The sequence below is a fragment of the Pseudomonas corrugata genome (assembly GCF_050920615.1).
GTDB classification, from domain to species: Bacteria; Pseudomonadota; Gammaproteobacteria; order Pseudomonadales; family Pseudomonadaceae; genus Aquipseudomonas; species Aquipseudomonas corrugata.
Map to the genome: position 1 here is coordinate 2,075,404 of NZ_CP130434.1, position 18,525 is coordinate 2,093,928.

20 protein-coding genes are annotated in these 18,525 nt (G+C 61.5%); 15 read left to right on the forward strand and 5 right to left on the reverse strand.

Features of this window, described 5'->3' with window-relative positions:
• Positions 1–28: 28 nt before the first annotated feature.
• The 12 genes from ccmA (at position 29) to QZH45_RS09420 (ending at position 10,971) form a co-directional block, all read left to right on the forward strand.
• Complete coding sequence (ccmA, locus tag QZH45_RS09365) at positions 29–664, forward strand: cytochrome c biogenesis heme-transporting ATPase CcmA (RefSeq protein ID WP_024778685.1); 636 nt, start codon at positions 29–31, stop codon at positions 662–664.
• Positions 661–1,329: a heme exporter protein CcmB gene (gene ccmB, locus QZH45_RS09370; protein ID WP_024778686.1), complete on the forward strand. Its 669-nt coding sequence runs from the start codon at positions 661–663 to the stop codon at positions 1,327–1,329. The genes ccmA and ccmB overlap by 4 nt, the downstream gene beginning before the upstream one ends.
• A 94-nt stretch (positions 1,330–1,423) precedes the next feature.
• The gene (locus tag QZH45_RS09375) at positions 1,424–2,179 is read left to right on the forward strand and encodes a heme ABC transporter permease (RefSeq protein ID WP_024778687.1); all 756 of its coding nucleotides are present in this window, start codon (positions 1,424–1,426) and stop codon (positions 2,177–2,179) included.
• Positions 2,176–2,352 (forward strand): heme exporter protein CcmD, encoded by a 177-nt coding sequence (gene ccmD / locus QZH45_RS09380; protein WP_024778688.1) that lies wholly within the window; start codon positions 2,176–2,178, stop codon positions 2,350–2,352. Before QZH45_RS09375 ends, ccmD begins: the two co-directional genes overlap by 4 nt.
• Complete coding sequence (gene ccmE, locus QZH45_RS09385) at positions 2,349–2,804, forward strand: cytochrome c maturation protein CcmE (RefSeq protein WP_024778689.1); 456 nt, start codon at positions 2,349–2,351, stop codon at positions 2,802–2,804. The genes ccmD and ccmE overlap by 4 nt, the downstream gene beginning before the upstream one ends.
• Before the next feature lie 3 nt (positions 2,805–2,807).
• On the forward strand, positions 2,808–4,796 hold the full coding sequence (locus tag QZH45_RS09390; protein ID WP_024778690.1) for a heme lyase CcmF/NrfE family subunit: 1,989 nt from the start codon (positions 2,808–2,810) through the stop codon (positions 4,794–4,796).
• Positions 4,793–5,329, forward strand: a complete 537-nt coding sequence (locus tag QZH45_RS09395; RefSeq protein WP_024778691.1) for a DsbE family thiol:disulfide interchange protein — start codon at positions 4,793–4,795, stop codon at positions 5,327–5,329. The genes QZH45_RS09390 and QZH45_RS09395 overlap by 4 nt, the downstream gene beginning before the upstream one ends.
• Positions 5,326–5,799, forward strand: a complete 474-nt coding sequence (locus QZH45_RS09400; protein ID WP_024778692.1) for a cytochrome c-type biogenesis protein — start codon at positions 5,326–5,328, stop codon at positions 5,797–5,799. The genes QZH45_RS09395 and QZH45_RS09400 overlap by 4 nt, the downstream gene beginning before the upstream one ends.
• Positions 5,792–6,994 carry a c-type cytochrome biogenesis protein CcmI gene (gene ccmI, locus QZH45_RS09405; protein WP_024778693.1) on the forward strand — a complete coding sequence of 401 codons (1,203 nt, stop codon included), beginning with the start codon at positions 5,792–5,794 and terminating at the stop codon, positions 6,992–6,994. Before QZH45_RS09400 ends, ccmI begins: the two co-directional genes overlap by 8 nt.
• A gap of 14 nt (positions 6,995–7,008) precedes the next feature.
• On the forward strand, positions 7,009–7,416 hold the full coding sequence (locus tag QZH45_RS09410) for a hypothetical protein (protein WP_024778694.1): 408 nt from the start codon (positions 7,009–7,011) through the stop codon (positions 7,414–7,416).
• A 189-nt stretch (positions 7,417–7,605) separates the two neighbouring features.
• Positions 7,606–8,481, forward strand: a complete 876-nt coding sequence (speE, locus tag QZH45_RS09415) for a polyamine aminopropyltransferase (protein WP_024778695.1) — start codon at positions 7,606–7,608, stop codon at positions 8,479–8,481.
• Between the two features lie 396 nt (positions 8,482–8,877).
• Positions 8,878–10,971, forward strand: coding sequence for an LTA synthase family protein (locus QZH45_RS09420; RefSeq protein WP_024778696.1), 2,094 nt, complete (start codon positions 8,878–8,880; stop codon positions 10,969–10,971).
• 59 nt (positions 10,972–11,030) lie between these two features.
• Here the strand turns inward: QZH45_RS09420 and QZH45_RS09425 are convergent, their stop codons facing one another.
• Positions 11,031–11,183, reverse strand: coding sequence for a DUF3309 family protein (locus QZH45_RS09425; protein ID WP_018606531.1), 153 nt, complete (start codon positions 11,181–11,183; stop codon positions 11,031–11,033).
• A 497-nt stretch (positions 11,184–11,680) separates the two neighbouring features.
• Between QZH45_RS09425 and QZH45_RS09430 the strand changes: the two genes are divergently transcribed.
• The 3 genes from QZH45_RS09430 to csrA all read left to right on the forward strand — a co-directional run bounded on the left by QZH45_RS09430 (position 11,681) and on the right by csrA (position 13,237).
• Positions 11,681–12,496 carry an SDR family oxidoreductase gene (locus QZH45_RS09430; RefSeq protein ID WP_024778697.1) on the forward strand — a complete coding sequence of 272 codons (816 nt, stop codon included), beginning with the start codon at positions 11,681–11,683 and terminating at the stop codon, positions 12,494–12,496.
• 57 nt (positions 12,497–12,553) lie between these two features.
• Entirely contained in the window at positions 12,554–12,886 is a 333-nt protein-coding gene (locus tag QZH45_RS09435; RefSeq protein ID WP_024778698.1) for a YnfA family protein, read from the forward strand.
• Between the two features lie 150 nt (positions 12,887–13,036).
• Positions 13,037–13,237: a carbon storage regulator CsrA gene (gene csrA / locus QZH45_RS09440; protein ID WP_024778699.1), complete on the forward strand. Its 201-nt coding sequence runs from the start codon at positions 13,037–13,039 to the stop codon at positions 13,235–13,237.
• Here csrA and QZH45_RS09445 read toward each other — a convergent pair.
• The 4 genes from QZH45_RS09445 to QZH45_RS09460 all read right to left on the reverse strand — a co-directional run bounded on the left by QZH45_RS09445 (position 13,226) and on the right by QZH45_RS09460 (position 18,500).
• Complete coding sequence (locus tag QZH45_RS09445; protein ID WP_024778700.1) at positions 13,226–13,453, reverse strand: YheU family protein; 228 nt, start codon at positions 13,451–13,453, stop codon at positions 13,226–13,228. The two genes, csrA and QZH45_RS09445, sit on opposite strands and share 12 nt — an antisense overlap.
• A gap of 187 nt (positions 13,454–13,640) precedes the next feature.
• Positions 13,641–14,831, reverse strand: coding sequence for an osmoprotectant NAGGN system M42 family peptidase (locus tag QZH45_RS09450; RefSeq protein ID WP_024778701.1), 1,191 nt, complete (start codon positions 14,829–14,831; stop codon positions 13,641–13,643).
• A gap of 147 nt (positions 14,832–14,978) precedes the next feature.
• Positions 14,979–16,724 carry an N-acetylglutaminylglutamine synthetase gene (gene ngg, locus QZH45_RS09455; RefSeq protein WP_024778702.1) on the reverse strand — a complete coding sequence of 582 codons (1,746 nt, stop codon included), beginning with the start codon at positions 16,722–16,724 and terminating at the stop codon, positions 14,979–14,981.
• Positions 16,725–16,727: 3 nt separating this feature from the next.
• The gene (locus QZH45_RS09460; RefSeq protein ID WP_053193668.1) at positions 16,728–18,500 is read right to left on the reverse strand and encodes an N-acetylglutaminylglutamine amidotransferase; all 1,773 of its coding nucleotides are present in this window, start codon (positions 18,498–18,500) and stop codon (positions 16,728–16,730) included.
• Positions 18,501–18,525: the final 25 nt, after the last annotated feature.

The window sequence follows — 18,525 nt, forward strand, 5'->3', positions numbered from 1 at the left end:
ACTTAAACCGTATAAGGCCCGCGATCCCTTGACCAGTCCTCTCTTGCAAACTGTCGGCCTCGCTTGTGAGCGTGACTTGCGGCTGCTTTTCGAACATCTCGAATTGAGACTCTCGCCTGGCGATATGGTGCAAGTCAGTGGCCCCAATGGCAGTGGCAAGACCAGCCTGCTGCGTCTGCTGGCCGGGTTGATGCAGCCGACCGCCGGCCAGGTGCTGCTCAACGGCCAGCCCTTGCAGGACCAGCGCAGTGAACTGGCCCGCAACCTCCTCTGGATTGGCCACGCCGCCGGGATCAAGGATCTGCTGACCCCCGAAGAAAACCTCAGCTGGCTCTGTGCGCTGCATCGACCCGCCGACCGTGAGACGATCTGGCAGGCGTTGGCCATGGTGGGATTGCGCGGCTTCGAAGACGTGCCGTGCCATACCTTGTCCGCCGGTCAGCAACGTCGCGTGGCCCTGGCCCGGTTGTACCTGGACAGCCCGCCGCTATGGGTTCTCGACGAACCGTTCACCGCCTTGGACAAGCAGGGCGTGGCGCAGCTTGAGGAACACCTGGCCCGGCATTGCGAGGGCGGTGGTATGGTGCTCCTGACCACCCACCACACACTGGCCCGGATGCCGTCCGGTTATCGCAGTATTGATCTGGGGAACTGGGCCGTATGAGTGTGTTTGGCCTGTTGCTTGCCCGCGAAGCGCGCCTGTTGTTCCGCCGCCCGGCTGAACTGGCCAACCCGTTGGTGTTCTTCGCGATCGTCATTGCGCTGTTCCCGTTGGCCGTCGGACCGGAGACTCAATTGTTGCAAACCTTGTCGCCAGGACTGGTCTGGGTGGCGGCGCTTTTGTCGGTCCTGCTCTCGCTGGACGGGCTTTTCCGCAGTGATTTCGAAGACGGTTCCCTGGAACAGTGGGTCCTTTCGTCGCACCCCCTGGCCCTTCTGGTTTTGGCCAAGGTACTGGCACACTGGGTTTTTTCCGGCCTGGCGCTGGTATTGCTCTCGCCGCTGCTGGCGATGATGCTGGGGTTGCCCGCCGCGTGCATGCCGGTGCTGCTGGTCTCGCTGCTGCTGGGCACACCGGTGTTGAGTTTGCTCGGTGCGGTGGGGGCAGCCCTGACTGTGGGCTTGAAGCGCGGCGGCCTGTTGCTGGCGTTGCTGATCCTGCCGCTGTATATCCCGGTGTTGATCCTCGGCAGTGGCGCCTTGCAGGCCGCCTTGCAGGGCATGCCGGCGATCGGTTATCTGCTCTGGCTGGGGAGCCTGACCGCCCTGGCGATAACCTTGACACCCTTTGCAATAGCCGCTGGCCTGAAGATCAGCGTCGGCGAATAATAATGAGGCCTGGTCAAAAAACGACCACTTCCTGTGAAGTTAAGGCAGACCCGGCGGCGCGTGACTGCGTGCCGTAACCGTGATGGAAACAGCAATGAACTGGACCTGGTTTCATAAGCTCGGCTCACCCAAGTGGTTCTACGGCATCAGCGGCAAATTGCTGCCCTGGCTGAGCATCGCCGCACTGTTGCTGATTGGCATCGGCGTGGTCTGGGGCCTGGCGTTCGCGCCGCCGGATTATCAACAGGGCAACAGCTTTCGCATCATCTACATCCATGTGCCGACGGCGATGCTTGCCCAGTCCATCTACGTGATGCTGGCAGTGTGTGGCGTTGTCGGGCTGGTGTGGAAGATGAAGCTGGCCGACGTGGCCTTGCAATGCGCCGCGCCTGTCGGCGCCTGGATGACCGCCGTGGCGCTGGTCACCGGCGCCATCTGGGGCAAGCCGACCTGGGGCTCGTGGTGGGTCTGGGATGCCCGACTGACGTCGATGCTGATCCTGCTGTTCCTGTACTTCGGTCTTATTGCGCTGGGCAACGCCATCAGTAATCGTGAGAGCGCCGCCAAGGCCTGCGCGGTACTGGCGATTGTCGGCGTGATCAACATCCCGATCATCAAATACTCGGTCGAGTGGTGGAACACCCTGCATCAGGGCGCGACGTTCACCCTCACGGAAAAACCGGCGATGCCCGTGGAAATGTGGCTGCCGCTGCTGCTGACCGCCCTGGGTTTCTACTGTTTCTTCGGCGCGGTGCTGTTGTTGCGCATGCGCCTGGAAGTGCTCAAGCGCGAAGCCCGGGCCAGTTGGGTGAAAGCCGAAGTACAGAACAGCCTGGAGGCCGCTCGATGAGTTTCGCTTCATTCGGCGATTTCCTCGCCATGGGCCATCATGGCCTGTATGTCTGGTCGGCCTATGGCATCTGCCTGGCGGTGCTGGTCCTCAACGTGGCGGTGCCGATCCTGGCCCGCAAGCGGTATTTGCAACAAGAGGCGCGTCGTCTGCGCCGGGAGAATGGTCAGTGAATCCGCTGCGCAAAAAACGTCTTGTCATCATTCTGGCGATCCTGGTGGGTGTCGGTGCTGCGGTCGGCCTGGCCTTGAGCGCCCTGCAGCAAAACATCAATCTGTTCTACACCCCGACCCAGATCGCCAATGGCGAAGCGCCCAAGGACACCCGCATCCGGGCCGGCGGCATGGTGGAGAAGGGCTCGCTGGTGCGTTCCGGGGATTCGCTGGACGTGAAATTCAACGTCACCGACTTCAACAAGACCGTGACCATTACTTATCGCGGCATCCTCCCGGACCTGTTCCGTGAAGGACAGGGCATCGTTGCCCTGGGCAAGCTCAACGCCGATGGCGTGGTGGTGGCCGACGAAGTGCTGGCCAAGCACGACGAAAAATACATGCCGCCGGAAGTGACCAAGGCTCTGAAAGACAGTGGTCAGTCGGCGCCCGCTCCCGTGAAGGAGGGCTGATCGATGAACACTGGCATCTTTATTCCCGAGTTGGGCCACCTGGCGATGATCCTGGCGCTGTGCCTGGCGCTGGTGCAAGCCGTGGTGCCGCTGCTCGGTGCGTGGCGCGGCGATCGCTTGTGGATGAGCCTGGCCCAGCCGGCGGCATGGGGCCAGTTCGCCTTCATGGTGTTCGCCTTCGGTTGCCTGACCTACGCCTTCATGACCGATGATTTTTCCGTGGCCTATGTCGCGAGCAACTCCAACAGCGCCTTACCCTGGTACTACAAGTTCAGTGCGGTGTGGGGTGCCCATGAAGGTTCGCTGCTGCTCTGGGCCCTGATTCTCGCCGGCTGGACTTTCGCCGTCTCGGTGTTCTCCCGGCAACTGCCCCAGGTGATGCTGGCCCGGGTGCTGGCGGTAATGGGCATGATCAGCACCGGTTTTCTGCTGTTCCTGATCGTCACGTCCAACCCGTTCGAACGGATCCTGCCGCAGATGCCGATGGATGGCCGCGACCTCAATCCGCTGTTGCAGGATATCGGCCTGATCGTTCACCCGCCGATGCTCTATATGGGCTACGTCGGCTTTTCCGTGGCGTTCGCCTTTGCCATCGCCGCGTTGCTGGGCGGTCGCCTCGATGCTGCCTGGGCCCGCTGGTCGCGTCCATGGACCATCGTCGCCTGGGCCTTCCTCGGCATTGGCATCACCCTCGGTTCGTGGTGGGCCTACTACGAACTGGGCTGGGGCGGCTGGTGGTTCTGGGATCCGGTGGAAAACGCCTCGTTCATGCCTTGGCTGGTGGGCACGGCACTGATTCACTCACTGGCGGTCACGGAAAAGCGTGGCGTGTTCAAGAGCTGGACCGTGTTACTGGCCATCGCCGCATTCTCCCTGAGCCTGTTGGGGACCTTCCTGGTGCGTTCCGGCGTGCTGACGTCGGTGCATGCCTTCGCCTCGGACCCCGAGCGCGGGGTGTTCATCCTGATGTTCCTGCTGTTCGTGGTCGGCGGCTCGCTGACGTTGTTCGCCCTGCGGGCGCCAGTGGTCAAGAGCCAGGTTGGCTTCAACCTCTGGTCCAGGGAGACGCTGCTGCTGGGCAACAACCTGGTGCTGGTGGTGGCCGCGTCGATGATCCTGCTGGGAACGTTGTACCCGCTGGTGCTCGATGCGCTCTCCGGGGCCAAGCTGTCGGTCGGGCCGCCGTACTTCAACGCCCTGTTCATTCCGCTGATGGCGATCCTGATGGTGGTGATGGCAGTCGGTGTACTGGTGCGCTGGAAAGACACGCCGGTCAAATGGCTGCTGGGCATGCTCACGCCGGTGCTGCTGGGCACCGCCGCCCTGGCGGTGGTGGCCGGGATCGCTTATGGCGATTTCAACTGGGCCGTGCTGGCGACCTTCGTGCTGGCAGCCTGGGTATTGCTGGCCGGAGTTCGGGACATCTTCGACAAGACCCGTCACAAAGGCCTGGTCAAGGGCCTGCCGACTCTGACCCGCAGCTACTGGGGCATGCAGGTCGCCCACCTGGGCATCGCCGTCTGCGCCCTGGGCGTGGTGTTGTCCAGCCAGAACAGCGCCGAACGCGACCTGCGCCTGGCGCCGGGAGAGTCCATGGACCTGGCCGGCTACCAGTTTGTTTTCGAGGGCGCCAAACATTTCGAAGGCCCGAACTTCACCTCCGATAAAGGCACGGTGCGGGTCACTCGTGACGGCCAGGAAGTGGCGGTGCTGCATCCCGAGAAACGCCTGTACACCGTACAGAAATCGGTAATGACCGAGGCCGGAATCGACGCCGGGTTTACTCGCGATCTCTATGTGGCATTGGGCGAATCCCTGGGCGATGGCGCCTGGGCGGTGCGGGTGCACGTCAAGCCGTTCGTACGCTGGATCTGGTTCGGTGGTCTGCTGACCGGACTGGGCGGGGCGCTGGCGGCGCTGGATCGGCGTTATCGAGTCAAGGTGAAAACCCGGGTGCGTGAAGCCCTGGGTGTGACGGGAGCCACTGCATGAAACGTTGGTTGATGGTACTGCCGCTGGCGCTGTTCCTGGTGGTGGCGGTCTTTCTGTACCGGGGGCTTTTTCTGGACCCGTCCGAGTTGCCCTCGGCGATGATCGGCAAGCCGTTCCCGGAGTTCAGCCTGCCGTCAGTGCAGGGCGACAAGACGCTGACCCGCGCCGATCTGCTGGGTAAGCCGGCACTGGTCAACGTATGGGGCACCTGGTGCATTTCCTGTCGGGTCGAGCATCCGGTGCTGAATAAGCTGGCCGAGAAAGGTGTGGTGATCTACGGCGTCAATTACAAGGACGTCAACGTTGATGCCTTGAAATGGCTCGCCGAGTTCCACAACCCGTATCAACTGGACATTCGTGATGAAGAGGGCTCCCTGGGCCTGAACCTGGGGGTCTACGGGGCTCCGGAGACCTTCTTCATCGACGCCAAGGGCGTCATCCGTGACAAGTTCGTCGGTGTGATCGACGAGCAGGTGTGGCGCGAAAAACTCGCCGCCAAGTACCAGGCTCTGGTGGACGAGGCCAAACCATGAAGCGCTGGTTAGCCGCCGTCGTCCTGGGGTTGAGTCTCGCGGGCGTGGCCCATGCCGCCATCGACACCTACGAATTCGCCAACGAAGGCGAACGCGAGCGGTTTCGCGAGCTGACCAAGGAACTGCGCTGCCCCAAGTGCCAGAACCAGGACATTGCCGACTCCAACGCCCCGATTGCCGCCGACCTGCGCAAGGAAATCTTCCGCATGCTCGGCGAGGGCAAGGACAACCAGCAGATCATCGACTTCATGGTGGACCGCTACGGTGAGTTCGTGCGTTACAACCCGGCCCTGTCCTCCAAGACCGCGCTGCTCTGGTTCGGCCCCGCCGGGTTGTTGCTCGGCGGTTTCGTCGTCATCGCGCTGATCGTGCGCCGCCGCCGGGTGCAGCGAACCGCCGCTCCGGACACGCTTTCCGTCGAAGAGCGCCAGCGCCTCGACCAACTGTTGGATAACACCAAGCATGATTGATTTCTGGCTCGCCGCAGGTCTGCTTCTCCTGATTGCCCTGAGTTTTCTGTTGATCCCCGTGCTGCGCGTCCGTCGCGCCCAGCGGGAGGAGGACCGTACCGCGCTCAATGTGGCGCTGTATCAGGAGCGCGTCGCCGAGTTGCAGGCCGAGCAGGCGGAGGGCGTGCTCAACGCTGCGCAACTGGATACGGGACGCGCCGAAGCCGCCCGGGAACTGCTCGCCGATACCGAGGGCGCCGAGACGCCGCGCGAATCGCGCATGGGCAAACCGTTGCCGTTTCTTGCCGCCGTGCTGGTGCCGGTGCTGGGCCTGGGCCTGTACTTGCATTTCGGCGCGAGCGACAAGGTCGAACTGACCCGCGAATTCGCCCAGGCGCCGCAGTCGATGGAAGAAATGACCCGGCGCCTGGAAAGGGCGGTGGCGGCACAGCCGAATTCCGCCGAGGGCTTGTATTTCCTGGGGCGTACCTACATGGCACAGGATCGGCCAGCGGATGCGGCGAAGATCTTCGAGCGTACCGTGGCGGTGGCGGGGCGGCAGCCCGAGCTGCTGGGGCAGTGGGCCCAGGCGCAGTATTTTGCCGATGGCAAGAAGTGGTCGGACAAGGTCCAGGCCTTGACCGACGAGGCCCTGAAGCTTGATCCCAAGGAAGTCACCAGCCTGGGCCTGTTGGGTATCGCTGCCTTTGAAGGCGAGCGTTATCAGGACGCGATTGATTACTGGGGGCGTCTGCTGGCGCAACTGCCGGAGGGCGACAAATCCCGCGAGGCGCTGCAAGGCGGCATTGCCCGCGCCACCGAGAAGCTGCAAGCCAGCGGCGGCAAGGTGACTCAGGCTCCGGCGGCCAAGACTGGCGCGCTGCTCAAGGTACGTGTCGACCTGGCGCCTGCGCTCAAGGCCAAGGTGCAGCCGGGTGACAGTGTATTCATCTTTGCCCGCGCGGTTTCCGGCCCGCCTGCGCCGCTGGCGGCCAAGCGCCTGACTGTCGCCGACCTGCCTGTCAGCGTCGAGCTGGGGGACGCGGACGCGATGATGCCGCAACTGAAACTGTCGAACTTCCCTGAAGTCCAACTGGTGGCGCGTATTTCCCGAGCCGGGCAGCCGACTTCCGGTGAGTGGATCGGCCGCAGCCAACCGCTGGCGAGCAGTACCACGGCGCCGCAACAACTGACCATCGACAGTCCGGACCAATGACAGGAACCTGCACCATGACCGCCATCGCCCGTATCACTCTGCTGACGCTCGTCCTGGGCTTGAGCGCATGTGCGGTTCATCGTCCGCCGGAGCCCTCGACACCGCTGCCACCCATTCCGCCTTCGGGGCCGACCACCAAACCGGTGCCGTCCACCGCACCAGGCAAACCGGTCACTCCGAACAAACCGGCCAAGCCGTTGCCGCGCACGTCTGCCAGTTTCGCCCCGCCGCCCGGGGGCAACAGTCACTGGGATGCCAAGCTTGGGGTCTATGTACTGGATAACCAGCCCAATACCTTCTACCGTCAGCGCACCTACTACCGTTGGAACAACGGCTGGAGCCGTTCCGTCAGTCCGAACGGGCCTTGGGAAGACACTACTATCGAAGGCGTACCGGGGGGATTGGGGCGCCAGTTCCACTGAAAAGTGCTTGCTCCTCTGACCTGCAGGAGCTGCCGAAGGCTGCGATCTTCTCGCTGGAGACTCAATTGTCTGGGCACAGATCGCAGCCTCGCTTCGCTCGGCAGTTCCTACATCGCTCCTGCAAGGTTCGACCTGTCATCCCCATCGTCGTAGAATGCGCGCCTTTGTGAGCTATCGGAGCACCTGACCATGACGACCACCCCGACCGGCGACTACCTGGAAACCCTCTACGAAGGCTACGGCCAACGTTTCCGGATGGACAAGCTGCTGCACGAAGTGCGTACCGAGCACCAGCATCTGGTGATCTTCGAGAACCCGCGCATGGGGCGAGTGATGGCACTCGATGGCGTGATCCAGACCACCGAAGCCGATGAGTTCATCTACCACGAGATGCTCACCCACGTGCCTCTCCTCGCTCACGGCAAGGCCAAGCGTGTGCTGATCATCGGTGGCGGTGATGGTGGCATGTTGCGCGAGGTGACCAAGCACCTGAGCGTCGAGCACATCACCATGGTGGAAATCGATGGCACAGTGGTAGACATGTGCAAGGAGTTCCTGCCCAACCATTCCAAGGGGGCCTACGACGACCCGCGACTGAACCTGGTGATCGACGACGGCATGCGTTTCGTCTCCACCACCCAGGAGAAGTTCGACGTCATCATTTCCGACTCCACCGACCCGATCGGCCCGGGTGAAGTGCTGTTCTCGGAAAACTTCTACCAGGCTTGCCACCGCTGCCTGAACGACGGTGGCATCCTGGTGACTCAGAACGGCACGCCATTCATGCAACTGGGCGAAGTGCAGACCACCGCCGGCCGACTACGAGGCCTGTTTGCCGACTGGCATTTCTACCAGGCTGCCGTGCCGACCTACATCGGCGGCGCCATGACCTTCGCCTGGGGCTCGACCGATAGCGCATACCGCAAACTCTCCCGTGAAACCCTGCACGAGCGGTTCATCGGCAGTGGCATCGTCACCCGCTACTACAACCCTGAGATTCATCTCGGTGCGTTTGCCATGCCGCAGTACGTGTTGCAGGCGATCAACAAGCCGAGTAACGACTGATTTGGCTGAGGGGGCTTTTTGTGGCGAGGGGATTTATCCCCGCTGGGCTGCTAAGCAGCCCCACTAGTTGCAACTTGGTGTGTCAGGCTGATTGGGTTTCTGGGATGGGGCTGCTGCGCAGCCCAGCCGGGATAAATCCCCTCGCCACAATAGGGGCGGCCTGATATTGAGGTTGGTTCAGGCATTTTGTGTTTCCAGATATTCATTGAACAAAATTTTCACAAAATCTTGCGGACAATCTCCCGCGCTTTTATTGCCGCCGGTTATTTAATGGCAATGCCGTAGCCGTTCGTGCAACATCTGCGCTCTTGCGCAAACCCCGGGCCAGGCTTTGGTCAGCGGAGGGTGTGCCTTGGTACTTTGTCACTTTCAACTCCAATAGGGTCCTCAAACGACATGGCAATTCCGGACGCCCTGAGTCAGCAGCGAAGCACGCATCGCCTGTTGCAACCAACCGTCAAATCGCACCTGGCCTACACATTGCTCTGCGCCCTGGTGATGATGGTGATGTTCAGCCTGCTGCGCGTGGCGCTGCTGGTCTATAACCGCCAGATGATCCTCGATACCCCGGCCTCGACTTTCGTTGAAGCCTTCGCCAACGGCCTGCGTTTTGACCTGCGCCTGGTGGTCTACCTCAGCGTTCCGCTGCTGTTGGCGCTGTTCAGTGTCCGCGCCATGGCGGCCCGCGGCTTCTTTCGTTTCTGGCTGACCGTCACCTCCAGCATTGCGTTGTTCCTGGGCTTGATGGAATTGGACTTCTACCGTGAGTTCCACCAACGCCTCAACGGTCTGGTGTTCCAGTATGTGAAGGAAGACCCGAAAACCGTGATGAGCATGCTCTGGTACGGTTTCCCGGTGGTGCGCTACCTGCTGGCCTGGGCCGGTGGCACCATTATCCTGAGCCTGGCGTTCAAGGGCGCAGACCGAGCAACCCGTCCGCGTGGCCCCTTCAGCGGTGGTAGCATCAGTACCCGTCAGATCGCGCCGTGGTACGGCCGAGTAGTGGTGTTCGTCGTCTGCCTGATGATGGCCGTGGTTGCGGCCCGTGGCACCCTGCGTCAGGGGCCGCCGCTGCGTTGGGGTGACGTCTATACCACCGATTCGAACTTCGCCAATCAGTTGGGCCTCAACGGCACGCTGTCGCTGGTGACGGCGGCCAAGAGCCGGATGTCCGAAGACCGTGACAACATCTGGAAAGCCACCCTCGAGCAGCCATTGGCGCAGCAAACCGTGCGCGACATGCTGGTGTTGCCCGACGACAAGCTGGTGGATACCGCCACTGCTGCCGTGCGCCGCGACTACACGCCGCCGGCCGACAAGACGCTGCCGATCAAGAACGTGGTCGTGATCCTCATGGAAAGCATGGCCGGTCACTCGGTAGGCGCCCTGGGCGCACCCGGCAACATCACGCCTTACCTGGACAAACTGTCCAAGGAGGGCCTGCTGTTCGACCGCTTCTTCTCCAATGGCACCCATACCCACCAGGGCATGTTCGCCACCATGGCGTGCTTTCCGAACCTGCCCGGTTTCGAATACCTCATGCAGACGCCGGAAGGCAGCCACAAGCTGTCGGGCCTGCCACAGTTGCTCAGTGCCCGTGATTACGACGACGTGTATGTCTACAACGGCGATTTCGCCTGGGACAACCAGTCGGGTTTCTTCAGCAACCAGGGCATGACCAACTTCATCGGGCGAAACGACTTCGTCAACCCGGTGTTTTCCGATCCGACATGGGGCGTGTCCGACCAGGACATGTTCGACCGTGGCCTGATCGAGCTCAAGGCGCGGGAAAACGGCAAGCCGTTCTATGCGTTGCTGCAAACCCTGTCCAACCACACGCCTTATGCTCTGCCGACCCCGCTGCCTGTGGAGCGGGTCACCGACCGTGGCAGCCTCAACGAACACCTGACCGCCATGCGTTACTCGGACTGGGCGCTGGGCCAGTTCTTCGAGAAGGCACGCAAGGAGCCTTACTTCAAGGAGACGCTGTTCGTCGTAGTCGGCGACCATGGTTTCGGTAACGAGCGCCAGATCACCGAGATGGACCTGGGGCGATTCAACGTACCGATGCTGTTGATCGGTCCGGGTATCCAGGAAAAATTCGGCCAGCGTAACCACACGGTGGGTACCCAGGTCGACATCGTCCCCACCATCATGGGGCGGATCGGCGGACAGGTGCGCAACCAGTGCTGGGGCCGTGACCTGTTGAACCTGCCGCAAGGCGATGCCGGCTTTGGTGTGATCAAGCCGTCGGGGAGCGAACAGACTACAGCGATCATTCGTGACGACAGGATCCTGGTACTGCCGAAAGACAAGGAGATGGCACCGAAGATGTACCGCTATGAGTTGGGTTCCAACCCGCATGCGGAAATTATCCCGCAAGCGCAGGACACTGCGCAGATGAAGCTGCAACTTGAATCGTTCCTGCAAACCGCTACCAAGAGCCTGCTGGATAACACCGCCGGCGTAGTAGATGGCAAGCCGGACTGATTAACGACGACGCATAAAAAAGAGGCCTTTTAAAAAGGCCTCTTTTTTTGGCTATTGATTTATATCTTGCCCAGTAACAGCAGTATCAACAGCACTACTAACACTACGCCGATGATGCCGGACGGGCCATAACCCCAACTTCTGGAGTGTGGGAAGACCGGCAGGCCGCCGATCAGCAGGAGGATCAGAATAATGATGAGTATTGTGCCCATTGTTGATTTCCTTATTGGTCAGTTTTGGAGTGATAGAACTTTCAACTGCCAGCACGCTGCATTAAATCGGGGCGGCTTATTAAATCCGACCGTAACGTCCTGTAAAAAATTCAAAGTTTTTTAGGCACTGTACGAAAAGTCTTGAGACGAAGGTCAGGCAAGGCGAAAACAGCCGTGCAAGCGCGGTATATTGGAATACGTGAGCATTCCGAGGCTGTTTTCAACGCAGCATGAACGAGTATCAAGGCTTTTCGTACAGAGCCTGGTGCCAGGCAGCCAGAAAACCTGTGGCGAGGGAGTGTGCTCCCGCTGGGCGGCGAAGCGGCCCCAGTATCGTCCGACTGCTGCGCAACCGAGCGGGGGCAAGCTTCCTCGCCATGGCCTCCACAACCCATTACGGTTTGCCCCCGCCATTCAGCAATCTGATGGAGCGTGGGTCCCGCTGGCGCCTTCGCTACACTCGGCCCATCTCTCCCGGAACAACAAGGCTGTTTCCTATGCAAAATCGCATGATGATCACCGGTGCCGGCTCGGGCCTGGGCCGCGAAATCGCACTGCGCTGGGCCCGCGAAGGCTGGCGCCTGGCCTTGTCGGATGTCAGTGAGCCAGGCCTTCAGGAAACCCTCAGGCTGGTGCGTGATGCCGGCGGCGACGGCTTTGTCCAGCGCTGCGATGTGCGTGATTACAGTCAACTGACGGCGTTCGCTCAGGCCTGCGAAGAGAAGCTCGGCGGCATTGACATCATCGTCAACAACGCCGGCGTAGCCTCGGGCGGGTTCTTCAGTGAGTTGTCCCTGGAAGATTGGGACTGGCAGATCGCGATCAACCTGATGGGTGTGGTCAAGGGGTGCAAGGCCTTCCTGCCGTTGCTGGAAAAGAGCCGCGGCAAGATCATTAACATCGCGTCCATGGCGGCACTGATGCAGGGGCCGGCCATGAGTAACTACAACGTGGCCAAGGCTGGAGTGGTGGCGTTGTCGGAAAGCCTGCTGGTCGAACTGGCGCAGCAGGAAGTCGGCGTGCATGTGGTCTGTCCGTCGTTCTTCCAGACCAACCTGCTGGACTCCTTCCGTGGTCCGACCCCGGCCATGAAGGCCCAGGTAGGCAAGTTGCTGGAAAGCTCGCCCATCACCGCCGCCGATATCGCTGATTACATCTTCCAGCGGGTGGCCCAGGGTGAGTTCATGATCCTGCCTCACGAACAGGGCCGCATGGCCTGGGCGATGAAGCAGAAGAACCCGCAGTTACTGTATGACGAAATGACCACCATGGCCGACAAGATGCGCGCCAAGGCCCGACAGAACCCGACTTGACCTTGATATGCAGTGTCCTCAGGATGACGCCATCCGGCCTTCCTGATGGACAACTGCATGCTCAACTATCTGTGGTTCTTTCTCGCTGCGCTGTTCGAAATCGCTGGCTGCTTCGCGTTCTGGATGTGGTTGCGCCAGGGCAAGAGCGCCTGGTGGATCGCACCGGCGGTGCTCAGCCTGACGGTATTCGCCCTGTTGCTGACCCGCGCTGAAGCGACCTATGCCGGTCGTGCCTACGCCGCCTATGGCGGCATCTACATCATCGCCTCCATAGCCTGGCTGGCGATGGTGGAGCGGGTACGACCGCTGGGTTCCGACTGGATCGGCGTGGCGCTTTGCATGCTGGGCGCCAGTGTGATTCTGTTCGGCCCTCGTTTCTCGGGGCCTTGAAAACGGCGCGGTCCGAGCCGTTCTTGCAGGAAGTTTCCTTCAGTTCTCAGAGTCTTGTTTGTAGGGGTTTACTGAATTCTTCTCCGTGTCTTGTGAACAGGAAACAGGCCGGGCATGGTCAGGGTTCAGACCTTCTTAAGGACAAGAACCATGCTCGTACTAAGCCGTGCCGTGGGTGAACTGATTTCCATCGGTGATGATATTTCCGTTCGTGTGCTGTCGGTCAACGGCACCACTGTGCGGTTTGGCGTGGAAGCGCCGCGGCACATAGATGTTCATCGCTTCGAGATATACGAAAAGATCCAGAGAAAGAAGAGTCAGGTCGCCCGCAAGGCGTGCTCAGTCAAATAGGTGTTTGGGCACGTCGTGCTTGAGCATCAATTGACACTGCTCGCTCTCCGGATCGAAGACGATCATCGCCTGGCCCTTGGTCAAAGCCTGTCTGACGCGTAGCACACGGGTTTCCAGGGGAGTGTCGTCACCGTTGTCGGTGCCGTCGCGGGTCACGAAGTCCTCGATCAGGCGAGTGAGCGTGTCGACTTCGAGTTGGTCGTGGGGGATCAGCATGGTGGACCTCGGCTGGATAATGTCGCAAATGCTACGGCCTATGGACCTTCGCGGCTAGCCTTGGATTTGCGGTGCCTATTGCGGCCTCATCGCGAGCAGGCTCGCTCCCACAGTGGATCTACGCCACTCGTCCCTGTGGGAGCTAGCCTGCTCGCGATGGCAATCCCCGGAAAGCAAGAGTCCTCTGTCAGTTATCCGAACGCTGCCCCACCAGGCTATCCACCGAAGGCACCCGGGTATCGCTCTCCATCTGCGCATCGTGTTCGATCTGGTGGCTGAAACGGTCCAGAGACCCCTGGGCCGGTTGCGCATCGCTGGCGAACACCGGTGGGCTGAGGATATAGGCACCGAGCAGACGGCTGAGGGCGGCCAGGCTGTCAATATGGGTGCGTTCGTAGCCATGGGTGGCATCGCAGCCGAAGGCGAGCAGGGCAGTGCGGATGTCATGGCCAGCAGTGACGGCCGAGTGGGCGTCGCTGAAGTAGTAGCGGAACAGGTCGCGGCGTGCCGGCAGTTCGTTCTCCTTGGCCAGTTTCAGCAAGTGTCGTGACAGGTGATAGTCGTAGGGCCCGCCCGAATCCTGCATTGCCACGCTCACGGCATGTTCGCTGGAGTGCTGGCCGGGCGCGACGGGCGCGATGTCGATGCCGACGAACTCACTGACGTCCCAGGGTAGCGCTGCGGCTGCGCCACTGCCGGTTTCCTCGGTGATGGTGAACAGGGGGTGACAGTCGATCAGAAGCTCCTCGCCGCTGTCGACGATTGCCTTGAGCGCCGCCAGCAACGCCGCGACTCCGGCCTTGTCGTCCAGGTGACGCGCGCTGATGTGGCCGCTCTCGGTGAACTCCGGCAGGGGATCGAAGGCGACGTAATCGCCGACACCCACTCCCAGGGTTTCGCAATCGGCACGGGTGGCGCAGTACGCGTCCAGGCGCAATTCAATGTGATCCCAACTGATGGGCATTTCATCCACGGCGGTGTTGAAGGCGTGCCCGGACGCCATCAAGGGCAATACGCTGCCGCGGATCACGCCGGTGTCGGTGAACAGGCTGACCCGGCTGCCTTCGGCAAACCGGCTGGACCAGCAGCCCACCGGCGCGAGGGTCAGGCGACCGTTGTCCTTGATGGCCCGCACCGTGGCGCCGATGGTATCCAGGTGGGCCGACACGGCCCGGTCGGGACTGTTCTTGCGACCCTTGAGGGTGGCGCGGATCGTGCCGCGGCGGGTCATTTCGAAAGGTATACCCAACTCTTCGAGGCGTTCGGCGACATAGCGCACGATGGTGTCGGTGAAGCCGGTCGGGCTGGGGATGGCGAGCATTTCCAGCAGGACTTTTTGCAGGTATTCGAGATTCGGTTCGGGGATTTTGCTGATCATGGAAACTCCTGAACGTTTGCGTATCCGATCGTTCCCACGCTCTGCGTGGAAATGCAGCCGGTGACGCTCTGCGTCATCTGGACGCGGAGCGTCCCTTGAGGCATTCCCACGCGGAGCGTGGGAACGATCAGTCCACTATGGGGGGTGTCAGACCACCCCCTGACTATGGGGAAACAGCAGATCCACAAAGCGTTCGGCAGTGGGTTGTGGTTCGTGGTTGGCCAGGCCGGCGCGTTCGTTGGCTTCGATGAACACGTACTCGGGTTGATCGGCAGCCGGCACCAGCAGGTCGAGGCCGACCATGGGGATGTCCAGGGCGCGTGCCGCGCGTACCGCCGCATCGGCCAGGGTCGGGTGCAGGGTGTCGGTGACGTCTTCCAGGACGCCGCCCGTGTGAAGGTTTGCAGTGCGTCGTACGAACAAGTGCTCACCGGACGGCAGCACGCTGTCGTAGTCATACCCTGCGGCACTCAGCGTGCGCTGGGTTTCGGCGTCAACCGGAATCTTGCTTTCCCCTCCGGTGGCCGCCTGTCGTCGACGGCTTTGGGCTTCGATCAAGGCACCAATGGTGTGCTGGCCGTCGCCGATGACTTCCGCAGGCCGCCTGATCGCCGCCGCCACCACTTCAAAGTTGATCACCAGGATGCGCAGGTCGAGCCCTTCGTGAAAGCTTTCCAGCAACACCCGGCTGTCGAACTGCCGGGCCGCCTCGATGGCACTCTGCACTTCTTCGATGGTGCGCAGGTCCACCGCCACGCCCTGACCCTGTTCACCATCCAGCGGCTTGACCACCACCCGCTCGTGTTCGTCGAGGAACGCCAGGTTGTCATCGGCATTGCCTGCCAACTGTTGTGCCGGCAGGTTCAGGCCGGCGTTCTTCAGGACTTTATGGGTCAGGCTCTTGTTCTGGCACAAGGTCATGCTGATGGCGCTGGTCAGGTCACTCAGGGATTCGCGGCAACGTACCCGACGGCTACCGTGGATCAGGGTGAACAAACCGCCTTCGGCGTCGTCCACCTGTACTTCGATGCCTCGGCGGTGCGCTTCCTCGACGATGATCCGCGCATAAGGGTTGAACTGGGCCTCGGGTCCAGGCCCCAGGAACAGTGGTTGATTGATGCTGTTCTTGCGCTTGATGGCGAACGTCGACAGGTTACGAAAACCGAGCTTGGCATAGAGGTTCTTGGCCAGGCGATTGTCATGCAGTACGGACAGATCGAGATAACTCAAGCCGCGGCTCATGAAATGCTCGATGAGGTGACGCACTAGCACTTCGCCAACACCGGGTCGTGAACACTGCGGGTCCACGGCCAGGCACCAGAGGCTGCTGCCATTTTCCGGATCGTTGAAGGCTTTCTGGTGATTGAGCCCCATGACGCTGCCGATGACTGCGCCACTGTCATCGTCTTCGGCCAGCCAGTAGACCGGCCCGCCCTGATGACGTGGCGTCAAGCGCTGTGGATCGACCGGCAGCATGCCACGGGCCTGGTAGAGCTGGTTGATGGCTTGCCAATCGGTGTCGTTCTGGGCGCGACGAATCCGGAAGCCGCGAAACACCCGTGTGGCCTGTCGATAGTCGCTGAACCACAGGCGCAAGGTGTCGGAAGGGTCGAGGAACAACTGCGCCGGTTCCAGCCCCAGAACCTGCTGGGGGGCCGCGACGTACAGGGCAATGTCACGTTCGCCGGGTTGTTCGTTGAGTAACTCCCGGCCCAGTGTCGCCGGGTCCGGGAAGGTGTGGCCGATCAGCAGTCGGCCCCAGCCGCAATGCACCGCAATCGGGGCGGCGCCCAGTTCGCTGCCGTCTACGGCCAGGCGCGCCTGCAAGCGTTCGTAGGAAGGCGCCTGGCCGCGCAGCAGCCGTTGGTTGTGAACCGTTGTGTGGGGTTTCATCGATCAGATTCCTTGCTCGCTGAGCCACAGGTTCAGCGCCGCCAGTTGCCACAGGCGGGAGCCGCGTAGCGGGGTCAACTGACCGTTGGGGTCGGTGAGCAGGCGGTCGAGCATGGCCGGGTTGAACAGGCCGCGATCCTGGCTCGGATCCAGGAGCAATTCGCGGACCCAGGCCAGGGTGTTGCCTTCCAGGTGCTTAAGTCCCGGCACCGGGAAATAGCCTTTCTTGCGATCAATGACTTCGCCGGGAATTACCCGCCGGGCCGCTTCCTTGAGGACTTGCTTGCCGCCGTCGGGCAGTTTGAATTTCGCCGGAACCCGCGCCGAGAGTTCCACCAGCCGGTAATCCAGGAACGGTGTGCGTGCTTCCAGGCCCCAGGCCATGGTCATGTTGTCGACACGCTTGACCGGGTCGTCCACCAACATCACGGTGCTGTCCAGGCGTAGGGCCTTGTCGACGGCAGCATCGGCGCCCGGTTGAGCGAAGTGTTCCTTGACGAAGTCACCGGCGGCGTCGTTGGCGGTCAGCCATTTCGGCTGCACGGTGGCGGCGTACTCTTCATAGCTGCGATCGAAGAACGCGGCGCGATAGGCCGCATAGGGATCGCTGGCGCCGTCCACTTGGGGATACCAGTGATAACCGGCAAACAACTCGTCGGCGCCCTGGCCGCTTTGCACCACTTTGCAGTGCTTGGCCACTTCCCTCGATAGCAGGTAGAAAGCGATGCAGTCATGGCTGACCATTGGCTCGCTCATGGCGCGGAAGGCTGCCGGCAGTTGCTCGATGATTTCTTTTTCGTCGATGCGCAGTTGGTGATGGCGGGTGCCGTAGTGCCTGGCGATCAGGTCCGAATACTGGAACTCGTCACCCCGTTCGCCGCCGGCATCCTGGAAACCGATGGAGAACGTGGACAGGTCGTCCACGCCCACTTCTCGCAGAAGCCCCACCAGCATGCTCGAGTCCACGCCACCGGAAAGCAGTACCCCTACATCCACGGCGGCCCGCTGGCGAATGGCGACGGCTTCTCGGGTGCTGTCGAGCACGCGGTCGATCCAGTCTTCCAGGTACAGGTTCTGCTCATCTGGCCGGGGACCATAGGGCAAGGTCCACCAGGTTTTCTGCTCGATGCTGCCATCGGCTTCTACCCGCATCCATGTGGCAGGCGGCAGCTTTTCAATGCCGGCCAGCAGGGTGCGAGGTGCCGGGACCACGGCATGGAAATTCAGGTAATGGTTGAGGGCGACCGGGTCGAGCATCGGGCTGATGTCGCCGCCCTTGAGCAGTGCCGGCAACGCCGAGGCAAAGCGCAGGCGTTGGCCTGTGCGGGAAAGATACAAAGGCTTGACGCCGAGACGGTCGCGGGCGATGAACAGGCGTTTGGCATCACGCTCCCAGATGGCGAAGGCGAACATGCCGTTGAGCTTGGGCAGCAGCGCTTCGCCCCAGGCGTGATAGCCCTTGAGCAGCACTTCGGTGTCGCCACCGGAGCAAAAGGCGTAGCCCAATGTCTCCAGTTCGTTGCGCAGTTCCGGGTAGTTATAGATCGCCCCGTTGAAGGCCAGGGACAGGCCCAGTTGATTGTCGATCATCGGCTGGGCCGAGGCATCGGACAAGTCCATGATCTTCAGGCGTCGGTGGCCCAGGGCAATCGGGCCCTGGCTATGGAAACCCCACGCATCGGGGCCGCGAGGGGCCAGGTGATGGGTCATTCGCTCTACGGCCGCAAGGTCCGCAGGTTGTTGATCGAAACGTAACTCTCCAGCTAATCCGCACATATCCTAAAAGGCCTTGTGTTTGCTG